The organism is Amycolatopsis sp. NPDC059027 (genome assembly GCF_042739735.1).
In the GTDB taxonomy this organism is placed as follows: domain Bacteria; phylum Actinomycetota; class Actinomycetes; order Mycobacteriales; family Pseudonocardiaceae; genus Amycolatopsis.
On record NZ_JBHYIK010000022.1, the window covers coordinates 81,891 to 101,628 of the forward strand.

At 71.2% G+C, this 19,738-nt stretch carries 18 protein-coding genes; 7 read left to right on the plus strand and 11 right to left on the minus strand.

All coding sequences use genetic code 11. The features are described 5' to 3' along the window. Positions 1-4: 4 nt before the first annotated feature. From ACFWY9_RS17475 to ACFWY9_RS17490, 4 genes are all read right to left on the minus strand, one after another. A complete protein-coding gene (locus ACFWY9_RS17475; RefSeq protein ID WP_378326411.1) occupies positions 5-790 on the minus strand; it encodes an MlaE family ABC transporter permease in 786 nt (261 codons plus the stop codon). Between the two features lie 156 nt (positions 791-946). Beyond that, positions 947-1,708: a glucose 1-dehydrogenase gene (locus ACFWY9_RS17480; protein ID WP_378339264.1), complete on the minus strand. Its 762-nt coding sequence runs from the start codon at positions 1,706-1,708 to the stop codon at positions 947-949. A gap of 19 nt (positions 1,709-1,727) precedes the next feature. Continuing rightward, the gene (locus ACFWY9_RS17485) at positions 1,728-2,627 is read right to left on the minus strand and encodes a 3-oxoacyl-ACP reductase (RefSeq protein WP_378339265.1); all 900 of its coding nucleotides are present in this window, start codon (positions 2,625-2,627) and stop codon (positions 1,728-1,730) included. 103 nt (positions 2,628-2,730) lie between these two features. Then, positions 2,731-2,919: a ferredoxin gene (locus ACFWY9_RS17490; RefSeq protein ID WP_378339266.1), complete on the minus strand. Its 189-nt coding sequence runs from the start codon at positions 2,917-2,919 to the stop codon at positions 2,731-2,733. Between the two features lie 103 nt (positions 2,920-3,022). Between ACFWY9_RS17490 and ACFWY9_RS17495 the strand changes: the two genes are divergently transcribed. Together ACFWY9_RS17495 and ACFWY9_RS17500 are read left to right on the plus strand one after the other, a co-directional pair. Then, the gene (locus ACFWY9_RS17495) at positions 3,023-4,204 is read left to right on the plus strand and encodes an acyl-CoA dehydrogenase family protein (RefSeq protein WP_378339267.1); all 1,182 of its coding nucleotides are present in this window, start codon (positions 3,023-3,025) and stop codon (positions 4,202-4,204) included. 10 nt (positions 4,205-4,214) lie between these two features. Next, on the plus strand, positions 4,215-5,291 hold the full coding sequence (locus tag ACFWY9_RS17500; protein WP_378339268.1) for an acyl-CoA dehydrogenase family protein: 1,077 nt from the start codon (positions 4,215-4,217) through the stop codon (positions 5,289-5,291). Positions 5,292-5,437: 146 nt separating this feature from the next. On the opposite strand, the gene ACFWY9_RS17505 is transcribed toward ACFWY9_RS17500, so the two are convergent. The 5 genes from ACFWY9_RS17505 to ACFWY9_RS17525 form a co-directional block, all read right to left on the minus strand. Next, complete coding sequence (locus tag ACFWY9_RS17505) at positions 5,438-8,125, minus strand: GNAT family N-acetyltransferase (RefSeq protein WP_378339269.1); 2,688 nt, start codon at positions 8,123-8,125, stop codon at positions 5,438-5,440. A 2-nt stretch (positions 8,126-8,127) separates the two neighbouring features. After that, positions 8,128-9,300, minus strand: coding sequence for an acetoin utilization protein AcuC (locus tag ACFWY9_RS17510; protein ID WP_378326418.1), 1,173 nt, complete (start codon positions 9,298-9,300; stop codon positions 8,128-8,130). Between the two features lie 128 nt (positions 9,301-9,428). After that, a complete protein-coding gene (locus ACFWY9_RS17515; protein WP_378339284.1) occupies positions 9,429-10,730 on the minus strand; it encodes a diguanylate cyclase in 1,302 nt (433 codons plus the stop codon). A 573-nt stretch (positions 10,731-11,303) separates the two neighbouring features. Beyond that, positions 11,304-11,789 carry a hypothetical protein gene (locus tag ACFWY9_RS17520; RefSeq protein WP_378339270.1) on the minus strand — a complete coding sequence of 162 codons (486 nt, stop codon included), beginning with the start codon at positions 11,787-11,789 and terminating at the stop codon, positions 11,304-11,306. A gap of 30 nt (positions 11,790-11,819) precedes the next feature. Further along, entirely contained in the window at positions 11,820-12,668 is an 849-nt protein-coding gene (locus tag ACFWY9_RS17525) for a sulfurtransferase (RefSeq protein WP_378326420.1), read from the minus strand. A gap of 138 nt (positions 12,669-12,806) precedes the next feature. On the opposite strand from ACFWY9_RS17525, the gene ACFWY9_RS17530 reads away from it, so the two are divergent. The 3 genes from ACFWY9_RS17530 (at position 12,807) to galE (ending at position 15,775) form a co-directional block, all read left to right on the plus strand. Further along, entirely contained in the window at positions 12,807-13,499 is a 693-nt protein-coding gene (locus ACFWY9_RS17530; protein WP_378326421.1) for a metal-dependent transcriptional regulator, read from the plus strand. Continuing rightward, complete coding sequence (gene galK, locus ACFWY9_RS17535) at positions 13,496-14,680, plus strand: galactokinase (RefSeq protein ID WP_378326422.1); 1,185 nt, start codon at positions 13,496-13,498, stop codon at positions 14,678-14,680. Before ACFWY9_RS17530 ends, galK begins: the two co-directional genes overlap by 4 nt. Before the next feature lie 105 nt (positions 14,681-14,785). Next, complete coding sequence (gene galE, locus ACFWY9_RS17540; protein ID WP_378326423.1) at positions 14,786-15,775, plus strand: UDP-glucose 4-epimerase GalE; 990 nt, start codon at positions 14,786-14,788, stop codon at positions 15,773-15,775. Between the two features lie 5 nt (positions 15,776-15,780). On the opposite strand, the gene ACFWY9_RS17545 is transcribed toward galE, so the two are convergent. Further along, positions 15,781-16,827 carry a DUF4192 domain-containing protein gene (locus tag ACFWY9_RS17545; protein WP_378326424.1) on the minus strand — a complete coding sequence of 349 codons (1,047 nt, stop codon included), beginning with the start codon at positions 16,825-16,827 and terminating at the stop codon, positions 15,781-15,783. Positions 16,828-16,985: 158 nt separating this feature from the next. Then, positions 16,986-17,837, minus strand: a complete 852-nt coding sequence (locus tag ACFWY9_RS17550; protein WP_378326425.1) for a M23 family metallopeptidase — start codon at positions 17,835-17,837, stop codon at positions 16,986-16,988. A gap of 87 nt (positions 17,838-17,924) precedes the next feature. On the opposite strand from ACFWY9_RS17550, the gene ACFWY9_RS17555 reads away from it, so the two are divergent. Together ACFWY9_RS17555 and ACFWY9_RS17560 are read left to right on the plus strand one after the other, a co-directional pair. Then, positions 17,925-19,055 carry a sensor histidine kinase gene (locus tag ACFWY9_RS17555; RefSeq protein ID WP_378326426.1) on the plus strand — a complete coding sequence of 377 codons (1,131 nt, stop codon included), beginning with the start codon at positions 17,925-17,927 and terminating at the stop codon, positions 19,053-19,055. Next, the gene (locus ACFWY9_RS17560; protein ID WP_378339271.1) at positions 19,025-19,732 is read left to right on the plus strand and encodes a response regulator; all 708 of its coding nucleotides are present in this window, start codon (positions 19,025-19,027) and stop codon (positions 19,730-19,732) included. Before ACFWY9_RS17555 ends, ACFWY9_RS17560 begins: the two co-directional genes overlap by 31 nt. Positions 19,733-19,738: the final 6 nt, after the last annotated feature.

Here is a 19,738-nt window from a genome sequence, read left to right on the forward strand (position 1 = left end):
CCGCTCACATCGCCTTCGGCGGCACGATCCGCAGATAGATCGCGGTCAGCACCACGTTGATGAGGAACAGCAGCAGGAACGTGATCACCACGGCCTGGTTGACCGCGTCGCCGACGCCCTTCGGCCCGCCCGCCGGGTTCAGCCCGCGGAACGCGGCGACCACCCCGGCGACGAAGCCGTACAGCAACGCCTTGATCTCGCTGATCCACAGATCGGGCAGCTGGGCGAGCGCGTTGAAACTGGCCAGGTACGCCCCCGGCGTCCCGCCCTGCAGGACGACGTTGAAGAAGTACCCGCCGAGCACGCCGACGACGCTGACCAAGCCGTTGAGCAGCACCGACACCACGATCGCCGCGAGCACCCTCGGCACGACGAGACGCTGGATCGGGTTGACGCCCAGCACCTCCATCGCGTCGATCTCCTCGCGGATCTTGCGGGCCCCGATGTCGGCGCAGACGGCACTGCCGCCCGCACCGGCGACCAGCAACGCGGTGATCAGCGGGCTCGCCTGCTGCACGATCGCCAGCGCGCTCGCGGCGCCGGTGAAGGACTGCGCGCCGATCTGCTGTGTCAGCGAACCGAGCTGCAGCGCGATGACGGCGCCGAACGGGATCGCCACCAGCGCCGTAGGCAGGATCGTGACACTGGCGAAGAACCAGCACTGCTGGATCCACTCCCGGAACTGGAACGGGCGGCGGAAGATCGCCCGAAAGACCTCCCAGGACAACGTGGCGAGCCTGCCGACCTGCGTCAGCGCCGCGGTTCCCGGGACTGTAAACGCGGTCTGCATATCCCGCTACCTTGCCCTGGCAACTTCGTGTGCCGCGATCTCATTTCCGTAGCCGGCCACGGCACCTCCCAGTAGTTACCTACTCATGAGTCTTACTCATTCCCCGACCCCGCTTTCGGTTAGCGGTGTTCACTCCGTCCCTTCGGCAGCTCCCTCTCAGACCTTGAGAGAGTGGGTAGCCGTCGCCCCGCCGTCGGCGGCGAACTCCGCGCCGGTGCAGTAGGAACTCTCGTCGCTGGCCAGGAACAACACCAGTTGCGCGATCTCCTCCGGCCGCCCGACCCGGCCCAGCGGGACCTTCTTGGCGATGAACGACATGTCGACTTCGGCGCCCACCGCGGCCGGGATCATCGGCGTGTCGATCGCCCCGGGATGGACCGAGTTGACCCGGATGTTCTTGGCGCCCAGTTCGAGCGCGGCGACCTTCGTCATCCCGCGGCTCGCGAACTTGCTCGCGGTGTACGCGACGAGGTAGGGCATGCCGGCCAGACCCTCCACAGAGGACACGTTGACGATCGAGCCGCCACCGGCGGCCGTCATCGGTTCAACGACCGAACGCATCCCGAGAAACTGCCCGATCTGGTTGACCCGGATGACGCGCTCGTAATCGGCGAGCGCGGTCTTGCCCAGCTCGGAGAAATGCAGGATCCCGGCGTTGTTGACCAGCACCGTCGGCGGGCCGAACTCGGCCTGGGTCCGCGCGATCGCGGCATCCCAGTCGGCCTCGGAGCCGACGTCGAGATGCTGGTACACCGCCGCGTCCCCGAGGTCGGCCGCGACCTTTTCGCCATCCTCGTCGAGGATGTCGGCGATCACCACGCGCGCGCCTTCGGCCACGAAAGCGCGTACGGCGGCCTCGCCCTGCCCGCGCGCACCACCGGTGACCAGCGCGACCTTGCCGTCCAAGCGTCCCGTCACTTCAGCTCCTCGATAGGGGTCAGGGCAGCGAAAGAATGTCGGTGGCGGCGAACATCCGCTCCGGTTCACGCCCGGCGAAGTAACCGCCGACCGCGGTTTCGAGTTCTTCGGCGGTCCAGACGCCGTTCGCGGTGTCGAAGCGCTGCTCCACCTCAGGTGGTTTGAGCAGCGCGACCATGCCGCCGTGCACGACGAACACCTGGCCGTTGACGTTCTCGGCCGCAGGCGAGGCGAGGAAGGCGACGAACGGCGCGACGTGCTCCACCGACAGCGGATCGACGCCTTCCTCGGGGGCCTCACCGAAGACCGCTTCGGTCATCGCGGTCCGTGCACGCGGGCAGATCGCGTTGGCACGCACGCCGTAGCGAGCGAGGCCGCGCGCGGCGGACACGGTGAGCGCCGCGATCCCGGCCTTGGCGGCGGAGTAGTTGGGCTGTCCGGCAGAGCCGACGAGGAACGCCTCCGACGCGGTGTTCACCAGCCGCCCGTACACCGGCTTTCCGTCCAGTTTGGACTTGTCGCGCCAGTACTTCGCGGCGTTGCGGGACAACAGGAAATGCCCGCGAAGGTGAACCGCGAGCACAAGGTCCCACTCCTCGTCGGACATCCCGAACAGCATCCGGTCGCGCAGCACCCCGGCGTTGTTCACGACGATGTCGAGCCCGCCGAAGTGATCGACCGCGGCCTCCAGCAGCGCGTCGGCGGTGGTGCGCTCGGCGACGTCACCGGCGACGGAAATCGCCTTCCCGCCCGCCGCCTCGATCTCCTCCGCGACACTCTTCGCGTCGCCGAGATCGTTCACGACCACCGCCGCCCCGGCCTTCGCCAGCGCGAGGGCTTCGGCTCTGCCGAGCCCCGCACCGGCGCCGGTGACGATGGCCGTCCGGCCCGCCAATGTCTCGCCTACGGCCGCACTCACCGCGATGCCTCCTCGTCGAAGCACGTCGGGCCGGGTCCAGCCCGCCTCTCGCCCCACAGACTAGAATCTGTTCTCGTACTTATCAAGGGCAAAATTAACGGTACTAACCCGCCATGAACAGGGCATTCTTCGGACAACCCGACACAGCCTGCGAAACATGTTCTACCTGATCCTCCGGGATCGGCGACCGGACGACCAGGTTCTCGTCGTCGTCGAGGTCGAACACGTCGGGCGCGAACCCGACACACACCGCGTTCGCCTCGCAGAGCGAGCGGTCCACCTTGATCTCCATACTTCCTCCCGTCCGCGAAGCCTGGTACAACTAGAACAAGTTCTACTGTAGCCCCGAGGCGGGTTCACCCACCACAACGAGCCCTGCCGGGCGGAGGTGACGGATGCGGATCGACTACACCGAAGGTCAGCGGGAACTGGCCGGTCAGCTGCGCGAGTACTTCGCCGAGCTGATGACCCCTGCCCGCCGGGAGAGCCTGGCGGCCGGAGGCGGCGAGTACGGCGATGGCGTGGCGTACAAGGAGATTGTGCGTCAGATGGGCCAGGACGGCTGGCTCGCGCTCGGCTGGCCCCGCGAGTACGGCGGCCAGGCCCGGCCGATGCTCGACCAGCTGATCTTCACCGACGAAGCGGCCGTGGCGGGGGTGCCCGTCCCGTTCCTGACGGTCAACACCGTCGGCCCGACGATCATGCGCTTCGGCACCGAAGAACAGAAGGCGTTCTACCTGCCGAGGATCGCCGCCGGGGAGCTGCACTTCTCGATCGGCTACTCGGAGCCGGAAGCAGGGACGGACCTCGCGTCGCTGCGCACCCGTGCCGAACGCGACGGCGACGAGTACGTCGTCACCGGGCAGAAGATGTGGACCAGCCTCATCGAGTACGCCGACTACGTGTGGCTCGCCGTGCGCACCGACCCCGAGGCGCGCAAGCACAAGGGCCTGTCGATGCTGATCGTGCCGACGTCCGCTCCCGGCTTTTCGTGGACGAAGGTGCACACCGTCGCGGGGCCCGGCACCAGCGCGACCTACTACGACGGCGTGCGTGTCCCGGTGGCCAACCGGATCGCCGACGAGAACGCCGGCTGGCCGCTGATCACCAACCAGCTCAACCACGAGCGTGTCGCGCTGACCTCCGCCGCACCGGTGATGACGTCCCTGCGCGAGGTGCGGGAGTGGGCACAGACCACGAAACTCCCCGACGGCAGCCGCGTGATCGACGCCGAATGGGTACGCCTGCACCTGGCCCGCGTGCACGCGCACGCCGAATACCTCAAGCTGCGCAACTGGCGGATCGCCTGGGCGGCCGCGGCGAGCGAACTCGGCCCGGCAGAGGCGTCGGCGACGAAGGTGTTCGGCACCGAGTTCGCCACCGAGGCCTACCGGCTGCTGATGGAGGTGCTCGGGGCGGCCTCGGTGGTCCGCGAAGGCTCCCCCGGCGCGTTGCTGCGTGGCCGGATCGAGCGCCTGCACCGGTCGTCGCTGATCCTCACCTTCGGCGGCGGGACCAACGAGGTCCAGCGCGACATCATCGCCGCCACCGCACTCGGTCTTCCTGTCACGCGCTAGGAGCCCCCCCATGGACTTCTCCCACTCCGAAGCACAGCAAGCCCTCTCCGGCCTGGCCCGGAAGCTGCTCACCGACAAGGTCACCCCGGCAATGCTGGGCCCGCACGGCTCCGGCGGATTCGACGCTCCCCTGTGGACGGACCTGGCGAAGGCGGGCGTACTGGACGCGGCACTCCCCTCCTCGGTCGGCGGTGGCGGCTTCGGCCTGCTGGAGCAGTGCTCGGTGCTGACCGAGATCGGCCGCGCCGTCGCACCGGTGCCCTACCTGTCCTCGATCACGATGGCCGCCGCGGCGCTGGCCGAATTCGGTACGCCGGAGCTGACCGAACGCTGGGTGGTCCCGGTGCTGCGCGGCAGCCGCGTCCTCGCGGTGGCCCTGCCGGACGCGGGCGCGCCGTGTGGCTTCACCTCCGAGTCCACAACGGACGGACATCGGCTCACCGGCGCGCAGTCCGCGATACCGTTCGCGGCCTTCGCCCACGGCCTGCTCGTGGAAGCCGCTGTCGGGGACGGCCACGAGGTGTTCCTGATCGACCGCGAGGCCGACGGCGTGGACATCGCGGCGCAGCGCACCGTCGACCACGCCGACGCCGGGCTCGTGGAGCTGACCGGTGCCCCGGCGGTGTCACTGGGCGACGTCGGCGAGTGGCTGCGGCTGCGCGGGACCGTCGGGCTCTGCGCGCAGCAACTCGGCGTCGTTGAGCGCGCGCTGGAGCTGACTGCCGCGTACGCGCGCGAACGCAAGCAGTTCGACCAGGTCATCGGCGGTTTCCAGGCGGTGCGGCAACGGCTCGCGGACGCGTATCTCGACGTCGAAGCGGTCCGGCTGACGCTGTGGCAGGCCGCGTGGCGCCTCTCCGAAGGACTTCCGGCCGCCGAAGAGGTCGCCACCGCGAAGTTCTGGGCCGCCGAAGCGGGCCACCGCGTCGTGCACACCGCCGTGCACGTCCACGGCGGCGTCGGCATCGACGTCGACCACCCCGTGCACCGCTACTTCGCCGCCGCCAAACGCCTCGAATTCACCTTCGGCGGCGCCACCAGGCACCTGCTGGCTCTCGGCATGTCGCTGGCCGACACCCCCGCCTGATCACGCGAGATCTCCGTTCCGTCACACGAGTTCCCCGCCCGGTCACGCGAGATCTCCGGAACCTCCCCAGCGGACTCGCGGGCCCGGCCGGAGATCCGGCGTGCTCGGCGGGAGATCCAGCGTGTCTGAGAGGAGATCTCGCGTGATCAGTCGGTGGGGGTGATGGCGCGGAGGCGGCGCGGGCCGGTGTCGGGGCGGGTCGGCGGCGGGCCGAGGACGAGGCGCGCGTTGGCGACGAAGGCACCGGCGGGCGAGGCCAGTATCGGGTCGAGGGCGAGCGAGCGGACTTCGGGGTTGTCCTCGGCGAGGGCGGCGACGCGCAGCACCATGTCCTGCAGTGCGGCCAGGTCGGCGGGTTCGTCGCCGCGGTAGCCGGTGAGCAGCGGGGCGGTGCGTGGTTCGCGCAGCAGCGTGGCCGCGTCGACGTCGGTGACCGGGATCGCCCGGTAGGCACGGTCTCCCAGCAGCGTGCTGACCAGGCCGGACAAACCGAACGACACGAGCGTGCCGAACGAAGGGTCGTCTTGCAGGCCGATCACGCAGGAGATCCCCTTGGCCGCCATGCGCTGGACGTACACCTCATCGTCCCCGGACACCTCGCACAGGCCCTCGTACGCGGTGCGCACCGAGTCCTCCGAGGTCAGGTCCAGCCGGACCCCGGCGAGGTCCGGACGCCCGCGCAGCCGCTCGTCGACCGCCTTCAGGGTCACCGGATAGCCCAGCTCGGCGGCCGCGGCCACCGCTTCATCCACTGTGGACACGACGCGGAACGGGACGACTTCGATGCCGTAGCAGCCCAGCAGCCGGACGACGTCGGTGTCCGAGAGCAGCGTCGTCTTCCCGTCCTCGGCGTCCAGCAGTTCCCGCACGATCGCCTGCGCCTGCTCGACGTGCAGCCCGCCGGGCCGCACGAGTGTCCCTTGTGGACGCTGGCGCCAGGCCGCGTACCGGATCACCCGCGCCAGCGCGTTCACCGCGCGTTCCGGACTCGGGTAACTCGGCACCGAACCACGTGTCGGCGTCCCGTCGTCCGAGAGCACCGCCAGTTCGGCGGGAACGCCTTCGGCGGCGAGGAAGGTGGACACTATGGGCTTGTCGCGCGCCATTTCCACCACGGCTTCGCGCAGCGCCCGCGCGTACGCCGTGCCCGGAATCGCCAGCGGGGGCACGAAAACCACGACGAGCGCGTCGGTGTCCGGCGAGTTGAGGGCTTCGCGCACGGCCGCGGCGAACTCCTCCGGGCCCGCCTGCGGGCCGACGTCGACGGGGTCGAACGCCAGCTTCAGTCCCTGCGAACGCGCGGTGTCGGCGGCGAGCAGGCCGATGGCGCTGGAGTTGCCGACGATGCCGACCCGCGGCCCCGCGGGCAGCGGCTGGTGGGCGAACACCAGCGCGGTGTCGAACAGCTGCGCCAGCGACTCGACCCGCACGACCCCGGCCTGCTCGAACAGCGCCTGCACGCTGGCTTCGTCGACCTCGGCCGAGGTCGCGGCCAGCTGCGGGCGGACCGCGTGCCGCCCGGACTTGACCGCGACGATCGGTTTCGTGCGCGCGAGCCGCCGGGCGAGCCGGGCGAACTTGCGCGGGTTGCCGAACGACTCCAGGTACAGCAGGACGAGATCGGTGTCCGGATCGGTTTCCCAGTACTGCAGCAGGTCGTTCCCGGAGACATCGGCGCGGTTGCCGGCGGAGACGAAGGTCGAGAGGCCGAGCCCGCGTGCCTCGGCGTCGGCCAGGATCGCGGTGCCGAGCGCACCGGACTGGCAGAAGAACCCGGTGCGCCCGCGCGCGGGCAGCCGGGGCGCGAGGGTGGCGTTGAGCCGCACCGAGGCCGCGGTGTTGAGCACGCCCAGCGCGTTCGGGCCCACCACGCGCATGCCGTGCGCCCGCGCCTCGCCGACCAGTCGCAATTCGGCGTGCAACCCGAGCGGCCCGGCCTCGGCGAATCCGCCGGAGACGATCAGCAAGGTCTTGACGCCCTTGGCGAGCGCACCGTCCAAAACGGACTCGACGGCTTCGGCGGGCACCGCGACGATGGCGAGGTCGACCGAGTCCGGGATGTCGAGCACCGAGGAGTACGCCCGTACCCCGCGCACCGACCGGTGCTCGGGATTGACCGGATAGACCGTGCCGGTGAAGTCGGCGGCCAGCATGTTGGCGAACGCGACGTGCCCGACCTTGGTCGGATCGGCGGACGCGCCGATGACCGCGACCGACCGGGGATGCAGGAGGTTGTGCACGCTGCGGGCCTCGGCGGCCTGCTCGCGTGAGCGCGCGACGGCGAGCGACTCCTCGGTCGGGTCGATGTCGAACTCCAGGTGCAGCACGCCCTCCTCGATGGCGCGGCTCACCTGGTAGCCGGCGTCGCGGAAGACCCGGACCATCGCGGCGTTCTCGGCCAGCACCTCGGCGGTGAACCGGCGCAGCCCGCGTTCCGAGGCCGCCGCGGCGAGGTGCTCCAGCAGGATCGAGCCCAGCCCGCGCCCCTGGTGCGCGTCGTCGACGACGAAGGCGACCTCCGCCGAGGGACCGCCGTCGAGCCGTTCGTAGCGGCCGACGGCGATGATGTCGTCGCCGAGCATCGCCACGAACGCGACCCGGTCGTGATGGTCCACAGTGGAGAACCGGACGAGATCGCGCGGCGGGATGCGCGGATAGGCGCCGAAGTAGCGGAAGTAGCGGGTGCGTTCGGACAGTTTCCCGTGGAAGGCGACCAGCGCGTCGGCGTCGCTGGGCACGATCGGTCGCAAGTGGACGGTGCCGCCGTCGGACAGCACGACGTCGGCTTCCCACTCACGCGGGTAGGCGTACGGATCGCGTTCCTCGGCCGCCATGCTCAGTCCCTCGGGTCGTCCGGATCGAGGCCGTGCAACGGGAAGACCGCGCGGCGGGTGTCCCGGATCGCGATGTCGGCCGGGTCGTCGACGTCGTCGCCCCACGGTTTGAACGCGGTCTCCTCGCCGTCGGTCATCGCGGCGGGGATCTCCGTGTCCGGCGCCGCTCGCCCGACGTCGGCCACCCACTCCGGCGGGAGCCTCGTCTCCGGCGCCACGTCGCGGTCGAGCACGGTGGCGATGAGGTGGGTCCACGACCGCGGGACCACGCGCACCAGCTGGTAACCGCCCCCGCCGACGGCGAGCCAGCGCCCGCCCGCGTAGGTGCCCGCCAGCTCTCGCAGCGTCGTGTAGATCGTGCGGTGCCCGTCGACCGACAGCGAGAGGTCGGCGAGAGGGTCCTCCTCGTGCGAATCGACCCCGCACTGCGTGACGAGGATCTGCGGTTCGAACTCGGCGAGCAGCGACGGGACGATGGCGTGGAAGGCACGCAGCCAGCTCGCGTCGCGCGTGCGCGGCGGCAGCGGGATGTTGACCGCGGTGCCCTCGGCTCCGTTCTTCCCTGTCTCGCCGGAGTAGCCGGTGCCCGGCCACAGCGTGAACGGATGCTGGTGCAGGGAGACCGTCAGCACCCGCGGGTCGTCGTAGAACGCGGCCTGCACGCCGTCGCCGTGGTGGACGTCGGTGTCGATGTAGGCGATGCGGTCGAAGCCGTGGTCGAGCAGCCACGAGATCGCGATGGAGCAGTCGTTGTAGACGCAGAACCCGGACGCGCGGTCGGCCATCGCGTGGTGCAGCCCGCCGGCGATGTTCACCGCGCGGGTGGCCTCGCCTTCGGCGATCTTGCGCGCGGCCAGCAGCGTCGAGCCGACGACGAGCGCCGAGGCGTCGTGCATGTCGCTGAACACCGGGTTGTCGTCCGTGCCGAGCCCGTGCCCGACGTCCCAGCCGACCAGCGGCGCCTGCCGGACCGCCTCGAGGTACTCCGGGACGTGCACCCGCAGCAGTTCCTCGTCGCCCGCCGCGTCCGGGACGAGCAGTTCGACGCCGTCGAGCACGCCGAGCTCGGTGGCCAGGCGGATGGTGAGCAGGAGCCGGACGGGGTTGAACGGATGCTGCCCGCCGAGGTCGTACCCCAGCAGGGCGGAATCCCAGACGACAGCGGGCGGGCGCATGTCCGCACACTACCAAGGAGACCGGAAGCAAGCCGACCAGGAAAGCTCGCTGACCTGCACGAATCGCTTACCTGCTGTCGGATTGGTATCTACGGGCACAGCATGCCCCGCCGCCCGCGAGGCAGGTCTCAGCCGACGTCGGCGATGCAGACGACCTTGTTCCGGCCACTGCGCTTGGCACTGTAGAGCGCCTTGTCGGCCGCCTGGAGCAGCCGGTCGAGCGCGGCACCCGCGGCGGGGTAGGTGGCGACGCCGATCGAGGCCGACAGCCCGTCGATGACCTTGGCGCGGCTGCCGTCCGCGATTTCGACGCTGAGCCCGGCGACGGCCTCGCGGACGCGTTCGGCCACCGTGCGGACATCGGTCTCGCGGATGTCGGGCAGCAGCACCACGAACTCCTCGCCGCCGAACCGGCCGACCGAGTCGTAGTCCCGCACGGCGCCCTTGATGGTGCCCGCCACGGCGCGGAGCACGGCGTCCCCGCCGAGGTGCCCGAACTGGTCGTTGATCCGCTTGAAGTGGTCGAGGTCGACCATGAGCACCCCGAAGCTCGCCTGCGGCAGGCGTTGCGCGCGGTGCAGTTCGCGGGTGGCCAGGCTGTGCCAGCCGGTGGTGTTGAACAGCCCGGTCTTCTCGTCGGTGGTGGCCGCGATCTCCAGCTGCTTGACGAGCACGGCCCGGTGCAGCACCAGCAGCGGCGGCACGATCATCAGCGCGAGCGCGGGCAGCGTCGCGAGGGTGAGCGCGGTCAGCACGCCGAGGCACAGCGTGGCGACTTCGAGCAGGTTGTCGCCGAGCCCGCCGAACAGCGTGCGGAACGAGCGCTTCTTGACCGTGAGGCCGGGGACGGTGATCAACGCGCCGACGACGAAGTAGGTGGCCGTGACGATCGCGATCACGATGACGCCCGCCCAGCCCGCGTCGAGCGCGGCGTACATGCTCGGCACGCCGCTGCGGGCGAGAACGGCCGCCGCCGTGTGACAGGTGACGACGACGAGCGCGGCGTTGAAGACGACGCGGAACAGCGGCGCCCGGCGGATGCGGTAGAGGCTCCGCGTCCCGAGGTGCAGGTACAGGATCGCGACCAGCGCGGTGACCAGAGCGGGCGGTAGGAGCAGTACGCCGGCGAACGTCCACACCGAGGTCATGTTGATGTGCGGGGTGTCCGAGACGAGGCGGCGGACGCGTTCGATCTGACGGCCCAGCTCGGCCTGCAGGATCGCCAGCCCGGCGAGCCCGGCGAGGATCACGACGTCCCGCACGCGGGTCGCCCTGCCCGCGGTGACGACCGTGGCGGCGACGGCGACGATCTCGATCAGCAGGCAGTAGGCGATCAGCCCCGGGCGCTGGGCCCAGAGCTTCCACCGGCGAGGTGACAGAACGTCACCGATGCGGCCCGCGGCTCTGTGCGCCGCTTCCGCCCCATCCATACTCACGGTGGTGCACCCTCCTGGGTGATCTACGAACCGTGTCCACCCAATCACGACGAACGGCCTCGATCGATGGACGTTACTCGATTGGAGCAGTGAAGGGAGGCGGTCGGCATGCGCAATCGCGAGACCTGAGCCCGCCCCATTTCCCCGTATCCGCTGGGTACCCGCGCTGTCACCGGGAGCAGAGGAGGTGGCCGTGATGCGCAACCGCGAAACCTGAGCTGTCCCACGACCTGGAATCCCCGCGCCGCACGAAAGGAGCGCGCCATGCGCAACCGCGAGACCTGAGTTCCCGCGCCCCATCCGATTCCACCGTTGGCACAAGGGAGGGAAACCGCCGTGCGAAACCGTGAAACCTGAGCCGCCGCGGCACCCCGAGACCGCATCGCCGGTGCGCGAAAAGCGCTCAAGAACAGAAAGGACGCAGTCATGCGCAACCGCGAAACGTGAGCCATCCCGATCCCCCCGGGTACCGCAGGGCGGGCCCGGCCCACCGAGTACACGGTGCGGCCGGGTCACGCCCGCGATCCCCTACGTCCGCTTCCGGCCGGTCGCCGGCCGATCCGTGACTCAGCGTGAGGTTGTCGCGGGCGGCGATCTCGGCGCGAATTGCACCTCCGACCAGTAGATCGCCGTCATACTGCGAATTCCCGATTGGTCCCGGATGACAGCGAAATCGCTCGTGTACTCCCGGCCGTCGTCGTGGGTACCGGCGAGCCGGAGCACCAGCGTCGGCGTCGAGTGCGGCTCGTCAAGGAGATGTTCATCGAGGACGCGTGGCACTTCGTGCCCGGCGGACAAGTGACTCTGCGCCGCGCTTTCGAGTAGCGACCGGCACATCGGTTCGGCCGCGGCGACGATCCGACACAGGGTTCCGGTGTCCCCCGCCCGCGCCAGCCGGACGGTGGTGTCGAGCAATTGCCGCGCCTCGGCCGAACTGGGCGGTACCTTCCGCGGGTCGCCGTGATCTGTGCCGGGACCTCCGCATGCCGCGCATACCGCGGCCGCGATGCCGATGCTCAGCAGCACACGTCTCGGACCGGTGTTGTCCTCCACTGTCCCCCCTCTTTTGGTCGTGTCCTGTGGTCAGCCTGGAAGGTCGCCGGTGGCCGCCGGGCGCTCGGGGTCGCGGGACCAGTGCGACCACGAGCCCGTGTAGAGCGCGGCGGGCTCGGGATGCCCCGCGACCTCCAGCGCCAGCACGACCGACGACGCCGTCACCCCCGAGCCGCAGTAGGCGCCGACCGCGCCGCCGGGGCGGACGCCGAGCCCCGCGAAGCGTGCGGCCAGTTCGGCGGGCGGCAACCAACGGCCGTCGGTTCCCACGTGCCCGGCGAACGGCGCGTTCACGGCGCCGGGGATGTGCCCGGCGCGGGGGTCGATCGGTTCGGTCTCCCCGGCGTAGCGCTCGCGGGCGCGCGCGTCGAAGAGGACGCCGTCGCGGGCGAGCCGCGCGGCCTCGTCCGCGCCGAGTACCGGCATGCCGCCGGGCCGGACCTCGATGTCGCCTTCCGCGGGCCGCGGGGTTTCCGTGCTCACCGGGCGGCCTTCGGCCAGCCAGGCCGCGTATCCGCCGTCGAGCACCGCGACCTCGGTGTGGCCCGCCCAGCGCAGCAGCCACCAGGCCCGCGCGGCGACCGAACCATCGGCGTCGTCGTACACCACGACCGGGTGATTCGCCCGCACCCCGGCGGCGCGCAGGCCCCGCTGGAGATCGGCCGGATCGGGCAGCGGATGACGGCCGCCCTCCCCCGGTTCACCGGCGAGCGTGGTGTCGAGGTCGACGAAGACCGCGCCCGGCACGTGGCCCTCGCGGTAGGACTCGGCGCCGGGTGGCCCGGCCAGCCGCCAGCGCACGTCGAGGACAATGGGAGAGGCTCCGGCGGGCCCCTCGAGCAGGGTGGCGAGATCCATGGTGGAGATCAGGGGACGCATCGGCCCATCCTCCCGTCACGACCCCCGTCCCCGCAGCTCGGGCGGACTATCCGGCCCGCACGGGTTGTTATCCCCAGGCCTGCCGTTGTTGTCGGGCCCAACGACTACGATATGCAACTGCGGACGAAGGGGACCAGCGTGAACGAACTCATCGACACCACAGAGATGTACTTGCGTACGATCTACGAGCTCGAAGAAGAGGGTGTGGTCCCGCTGCGCGCCCGCATCGCCGAGCGGCTGCAGCAGAGCGGCCCGACGGTGAGCCAGACCGTCGCCCGGATGGAGCGTGACGGGCTGGTCGTCGTCGCCGACGACCGTCACCTGCAGCTCACCGACCACGGCCGCGAGCTCGCCATCGCCGTGATGCGCAAGCACCGGCTCGCCGAACGTCTCCTCGTCGACGTCATCGGTCTCGAATGGGAGCACGTGCACAACGAGGCCTGCCGCTGGGAGCACGTGATGAGCGAGGCGGTGGAGCGCAAGCTGGTCAAGCTGCTCGACCACCCGACAACCTCGCCCTACGGCAACCCCATCCCCGGGCTGGACAAGCTCGGCGGTGGTGAGCCCGCGCCCCCCGCCGAGGCCGATCTGGTGCGGCTGGACGAGTTCGCGCGCACCGGGGGCGGCGAGGTCGAGATCAAGCGCATCGCCGAGCACGTCCAGCTGGACGAGTCGCTGATGACCGAGCTCAAGTCCGTGGGGATCGTGCCCGGCCGCAAGGTCAAGGTCGGCAAGGCCAACGGCGGCGGCACCGTCGAGGTCACCGGCGGGGACACCACCGCGCAGGTGTCCAGCTCGGCGTTGCACGCGGTGCTGGCGCAGGCCAGGTGAGCCCGGCGGAGCAGGCCGCGGCGGCGTTCCACGCCGTCCACGGCAGGGCACCGGCCGGGGTGTGGTCGGCCCCGGGCAGGGTGAACCTGATCGGGGAACACACCGACTACAACGACGGTTTCGTCCTGCCCTTCGCACTGCCTCACCGGCTCGCCGCCGCGGCGGCGTCCCGCGAGGACGGAATCCTCACCGTGTCCACGCTCGGTGACGACGGTCAGCTCCAGCATTCCGGCCCGCTCGAGATCGCTTCGCTCGTCCCCGGGGCGGTCGGCGGGTGGGCCGCGTACCCCGCCGGTGTGGCGTGGGTGCTGCGTGACCAGGGCTTCGACCGCGGCGCCGACGTGGTGATCGCCGGTGACGTCCCGTCGGGGGCGGGGCTGTCCTCCTCCCACGCGCTCGAATGCGCGGTGTCGCTGGCTTTGCTGGGACTCACCGGGGTCGAACTCGACGCGCCCGCCGCGAACGCACCCGGCCGTTACGAGGTGGCCCGCTGGGTGCAGCGGGCCGAGAACGATTTCGTCGGCGCGCCGACCGGTCTGCTCGACCAGACCGCGTCGCTCTGCTGCACCGACTCGCACGTGCTCTTCCTCGACGTCCGCTCCGGCGAGATGGAACAGGTGCCGTTCGGGCTGGCGGAGGCAGGCGTGCGGGTACTGATCATGGACACCCGGACGAAGCACTCGCACGCGGACGGGGGCTACGGGGAGCGCCGCCGCGGCACCGAGCGGGCCGCGGAGCTGCTCGGGGTCAAGGCGCTGCGTGACGTCACCCTCGACGGGCTGGCCGACGCGCTCGCCGCCCTTCCGGCCGAGCTGGCCCCGCTGGTGCGGCACGTCGTGACCGAGAACCAGCGGGTGCTCGACGTCGTGGCGCTGCTGCGCGCGGGCAGGCTCGCCGAGATCGGGCCGTACCTGGACGCCTCGCACGTGAGCATGCGCGACGACTACCGGATCTCCACGCCCGAACTGGACCTCGCCGTCGATTCCGCCCGCGCCGCGGGTGCGCTCGGTGCCCGGATGACCGGCGGCGGTTTCGGGGGGTCGGCCATCGCACTGGTGCGCGAGCCGGATCTGGACCGGATCGGCGCCGCCGTCGAAGCCGCCTTCGCCGAGGCGGGCGGGCGCCGGCCACGGCTGTTCACCGCCGTTCCTTCCCGTGGCGCTGGCCGCGACACGCTCTAACGCGGCGCCGGGGCGGAGACAACCCCCAGCGGATCCGGGGCGTCGCCATGAGGAGAGACTGTGCCCCGCAGTCACCACCGAACTCCGCACCAGAAGGGCCACCAAGTGACCGAGGACCAGAGCAGCCTGAAACTGATCGTGACGGGCGGCGCCGGATACGTGGGCAGCGTGTGTGCCGCCCGGCTGATCGAGGCCGGTCACGAGGTCACCGTGGTCGACGATCTGTCCACCGGGCACAAGGACGCCGTGCCCCCGGCCGCCCGGTTCATCGAAGGCGATGCCGCCGAGGTGGCCGCCGAGATCCTCGGCGAGGGCTTCGACGGTGTCCTGCACTTCGCCGCGAAGTCGCTCGTCGGCGAATCGATGTCGGACCCCGCGAAGTACTGGGAAGGCAACGTCGTCACGTCGCTGCGCCTGCTGGAGGCGATGCACGCGCACGGCACGCCGCGGCTGGTGTTCTCCTCCACCGCCGCCGCCTACGGCGAGCCGGAGGCCTCCCCCATCCCGGAGACCGCGCCGACACGACCGACCAACACCTACGGCGCGACCAAGCTCGCCATCGACGCCGCGATCACCAGCTTCGCGCGTGCACACGGAATCGCCGCGGTGAGCCTGCGGTACTTCAACGTCGCCGGCGCGTACGGCGCCTACGGCGAGCGGCACACCACCGAAACCCATCTCATTCCCCTCGTTCTCCAGGTGGCCACGGGCGACCGGGCCCACATCCAGATCTACGGCGACGACTACCCGACGCCGGACGGGACCGCGATCCGCGACTACATCCACGTCGTCGACCTCGCCGACGCCCACTCGCTCGCGCTGAAGCACGCGACCGCGGGCGAGCACCGGATCTACAACCTCGGCAGCGGCACCGGTTTCTCCGTGCGCGAGGTGGTCGAGGCCTGCCGCGCGGTGACCGGGCACGCCATTCCGGCCGAGCTCGCGCCCCGGCGTGCCGGGGACCCCTCGGTGCTGGTGGCCGCCAGCGACCGCGCCCACGCGGAGCTCGGCTGGCAGCCGGAGCGCACCGATCTGGCCGGGATCGTCGCCGACGCCTGGGAGTTCACTCGCTCCCGCCACGTCGCTCACTCCTGACGGGGTCAATCCGGCGGCTCGCCGGAGAGGCCGAGGTCGGCCACGCCCTCGCACCGCGCGAGACCGGCGAGCGACTCCGGGGTGAAGCCGTGGTCGAGGGCTCCCGCGAGCAGCCGGGACAGCAGATGCCCCGGTACCGCCGCGAGCGCGTTCGCCAACGCCATTCCGGCGAACGTGCCGTCTGAACGCATGTAGGCGGCGTAGCCCAGCAGACAGGCCGCTTCGGCCCGATGCGGCGCGGGCAGCTCGCACACCAGCGTGCGCCACAGTGCCTCGGCCTCCCGGGCGATCGGTGTGTCCGCCGGGAGGGCGGTGGCGAGACAGGCGTCGCGGACGCGTTTGTCGGCGAGCGCGCAGGCCAGCCGGACGGCCTGGTCGTCGGTGGGCGGCCCCGCCCCGCGACGCTGCCGCTCCAGCGCCGCGCGGATCTCCGCGCCGCCCGCCGCCACCGCGTCCGCCGGATCCCACGGCGGTGTGGAGAGCGCGGCGAGTGCGGCGGCCCGCCGCGCGAGTGCCTCGGGGCACCGGGGCTCGAGCTGCCGTTCCATTTCGGCTCTGCTGGCGAAGGCGACCTGCCCGGACTCCGTGGTGACCGCGGCCATCACGGTGCCACGCGGATCCGGCAGGACCCCGCCGCAGACGGTGTCCTGGTAGCACGCCCATGGCGCGCCGGAGACGATTTCCGGGGCCCACAGCGCGTGCAGCATCCGCAGCCCGTGCCCGGCCAGCGCGCGGTCGAGATGGTGGACGAACCCCGCGTGCGGCGGACGGCCGCCGCGCGGGGGTCTGCCACCGATCACGGCCGCGGTGACCCCGGTGTGCGGACTGCTCGCGAACCGCTGTGCCAGCGCTTCCGCCTGGTGCGCCCGGTGTTTCCGGGCGGGCAGATCCGCGCGGAGCAGGAGCCCGACGACATTGCCAGGAGGCCGATGGCCGAGCAGTACCACGGAGTTCTCGGGCCGGAACCCGAACAGGTAAGGGAACGCGGCGAGCAGCTGCGCCGGATCCCGGAGGTCGACCGGATCGGTGCCGGCCGCGGTGGAAGTGGTCATGGGTCCACCTTGCGGCGGGACGGGACCGGCCGGGGCGATCGCGGCAAATCTGTGGATCACCGGGTCCGTTGTGGACAAGCCTGCCCGGCGGGGGCACGGGCAGGCTTGTCCTGTCGGTGGGGCGCGCTATCCTGCGCGGCCCACCGAGTCACGCGACCTCAGCCGCAGTGTTCGAACGGGCTCTCGTAGGCGCTGGTCCCGACCGAGCCGCCCCAGCGCACGCAGGTCGATCCGGCGGTCTTGGTGACCGGCCCGGCGTAGTAGGTGAAGCTGCCGGAGTCGGTCGTCCGCGCCGAGCCCTGGACCTCGAGGAACGCCGAAACCGGGCTCGCGGTGCCCAGCGACACGGCCTTCAGCGTGGTCACGCAGTTCGCCTTGGTCGAGGCGTTGTAGAGCAGGTACGACGTCCCGGCGGTGCCAAGCGGCTGCGAATCCACGACGGAGAACCCGGAGCCGCAGACCTGCTCGGCCGAGTACGGGTTGCCACCGCAGTTGTTCTTGGACGTGAAGTCCTTGTGCCCGTAGTAAGGCACGGCGACGCCGTTGAGCACGGCCTTCTGCGTCACGCCGTTGAGGTTTTCTTCGAAGTGCAGGTGCGGCCCGGTGACCCCGCCGGTCGCGCCCGCCTTGCCGATCTGGGTGCCGCCGTTGACCTTCTGGCCCACCGACACCTCCTGCGCGGACAGGTGCGCGTAGCGGGTACGCCAGCCGCCGCCGTGGTCGAGCTCGATCCAGCGGCCGTAGCTGGTGCTGCCCTCGTTGGCGACCCGGGTCACCGTGCCCGCGGCCGAGGCGAGCACCGGCATCCCGGTGATGCCCGCCTTCTGGAAGTCCACCGAGTTGGCCGGATTGTGGCCGCTGAACGTCGCGGCGGTGACCGTGACACCGCATTTGAAGGGGACCTGGAAGTTCGGCGCGGCCGACGCCGGCGCCTGGCCGGCGAGCGTCAGGCCGAGCGCGGGCAGGACCGCGGCCGCGGCGAACACAGCGAGCCGTCGCAACCTGGACATGGATACCTCCTGGGGCGGGAAAGCCGGACACCGCACAGCCAAGACCGGAGAAGTACATTTTCCGTACAACCAGCCGAAGGGACGAGCATGACGACACCGCAGCCGGGACGCCACCCGTGGGTGCCGCCGATGCCGCATTGGGTGCGCTGGGGGCTCGTCGCCGTCTCGATGGCCACGGCGATGCCGCGGGCGGGCACGCTCGGCTGGGTCCTGATCGTGGTCACCCTTGCCCTGTCCCTCCCGGCGCTGTGGTACCCGCTGACCGGCGGCCCGCGCGGGCTGCTCCCGGTGGTGCTGCCCGCGATCGTGGCGACCTCGGCAGCCGTGTGGGTGCTGGCGCCGTCCAGCTGGGCCTCGGCGTCGATGTACACGATGACGTTCATGGCGGTGTTCCGGCTGCCACCGGCCTCCGCGATCGCGAGTGTCGTGCTCAACCTGGCGGGGATCACGTGGTGGGTGTTCGCGCGGCAGCTCGACATCGGCGACGTCCTGTCGATCTACGCGATCCTGGCCGTGGTCGTGCTGCTCGCCCTCAACCGCCGCAACCGGATGGAGAAGCTGGAACAGGCGGAACTCGCGCTGGCGCGCGCGCAGACCGCGAACGAGGAACACGCCAGGGCCGCCGCGCTCGCCGAGCGCGCCCGCATCGCCCGCGAACTGCACGACGTGCTCGCGCACTCCCTCGCCGGTCTCGCGCTGAACCTGCAGGGCGCCCGGCTCATGCTGATGCGTGACGGCGCGAGCCCGGACGCCGTCGGCCAGATCGAACGCGCCCAGAAGCTGGCCACCGACGGGCTCGCCGAGGCCCGCAAGGCCGTCGCCGCGCTCCGGGAGGACGCGGTTCCGGTGGAGCGCGCGGTCTCCGACCTGCTGGCCGCGTACCGCATGGACACCGGTGCCCGCGCCGACCTCGCCGTCGAGGGCGACCCGCGCGAACTGGACGCCGCGATCGGCGCGACGCTGGTGCGCGCGGTCCAGGAGGCACTGGCGAACACCCGCAAGCACGCGCCGAAGGCCGACGTCGACGTGACCTTGAACTTCGCCGCCGGGCAGGTCGAACTGACCGTGGCCGACCGCCAGGGCAGGCGCCCGCCGGAGGCACCGGCGGCAGGCTACGGTTTGCGGGGAATGGGAGAACGGGTCGCGTTGCTGGACGGGCGGCTCGACAGCGGGCCGGTGGAGGACGGATGGCGGATACACCTGACGGTGCCGGGGTGAACCGGGGGGTGGGGTCCTCGGAGAGGGGGTCGGGAAAAGCACTGCGGGTGGTGCTCGCCGACGACCAGGCGGTGGTCCGGGAGGGCCTGGTGACGCTGCTCGGCCTGCTGCCCGGTGTCGAGGTGGTCGGTTCGGCCGCCGACGGGCTCGCCGCGCTCGAACTCGTCGCCGAGCACAGGCCGGACGTGCTGCTGGTCGACCTCCGCATGCCGCGCTGCGACGGCGTGGAAGCCACCGAACGGGTCCGCGCCGAGCACCCGGAAACCGAGGTCGTCGTGCTCACCACCTACGCCGACGACGAATCCCTGCTGGCCGCGCTGAAGGCGGGTGCGCGGGGGTTCCTCACCAAGGACGCCGACGCCGAGGCCATCGCCCGCGCGCTGCACGCTGCCGCGGACGGTCAGTCCACTGTGGACGCCGAGCTGCAGCGCCGGCTGGTGGCGGCCGCGACGCGGAGCGCGCCCGCGCGTGTTAAGGAGGTCGAGGGCCTCACCGCGCGCGAGATCGAGGTGCTGCGGCTGATCGCGGCGGGACTGTCCAACACCGAAATCGCGCGGACGCTGGTGGTCAGCGAAGCCACCGTGAAGACCCACGTGAACCACCTGTTCACGAAGGCGGGCCTGCGCGACCGGGCCCAGGCCGTCGCCTTCGCCTACCGCGCGGGCATCGCCGACTGACGCGCT

Excerpts from the sequence above, each read along its gene's own strand:
- ACFWY9_RS17525 (WP_378326420.1), bottom strand. The coding sequence starts at position 12,668 with ATGCGTCCCCTGATCTCCACCATGGATCTCGCCACCCTGCTCGAGGGG.
- ACFWY9_RS17495 (WP_378339267.1), top strand. The coding sequence starts at position 3,023 with ATGCGGATCGACTACACCGAAGGTCAGCGGGAACTGGCCGGTCAGCTG.
- ACFWY9_RS17510 (WP_378326418.1), bottom strand. The coding sequence starts at position 9,300 with ATGCGCCCGCCCGCTGTCGTCTGGGATTCCGCCCTGCTGGGGTACGAC.
- ACFWY9_RS17555 (WP_378326426.1), top strand. The coding sequence starts at position 17,925 with ATGACGACACCGCAGCCGGGACGCCACCCGTGGGTGCCGCCGATGCCG.
- ACFWY9_RS17475 (WP_378326411.1), bottom strand. The coding sequence starts at position 790 with ATGCAGACCGCGTTTACAGTCCCGGGAACCGCGGCGCTGACGCAGGTC.
- ACFWY9_RS17490 (WP_378339266.1), bottom strand. The coding sequence starts at position 2,919 with ATGGAGATCAAGGTGGACCGCTCGCTCTGCGAGGCGAACGCGGTGTGT.
- ACFWY9_RS17515 (WP_378339284.1), bottom strand. The coding sequence starts at position 10,730 with ATGGATGGGGCGGAAGCGGCGCACAGAGCCGCGGGCCGCATCGGTGAC.
- ACFWY9_RS17500 (WP_378339268.1), top strand. The coding sequence starts at position 4,215 with ATGGACTTCTCCCACTCCGAAGCACAGCAAGCCCTCTCCGGCCTGGCC.
- ACFWY9_RS17550 (WP_378326425.1), bottom strand. The coding sequence starts at position 17,837 with ATGTCCAGGTTGCGACGGCTCGCTGTGTTCGCCGCGGCCGCGGTCCTG.
- ACFWY9_RS17545 (WP_378326424.1), bottom strand. The coding sequence starts at position 16,827 with ATGACCACTTCCACCGCGGCCGGCACCGATCCGGTCGACCTCCGGGAT.
- ACFWY9_RS17560 (WP_378339271.1), top strand. The coding sequence starts at position 19,025 with ATGGCGGATACACCTGACGGTGCCGGGGTGAACCGGGGGGTGGGGTCC.
- ACFWY9_RS17505 (WP_378339269.1), bottom strand. The coding sequence starts at position 8,125 with ATGGCGGCCGAGGAACGCGATCCGTACGCCTACCCGCGTGAGTGGGAA.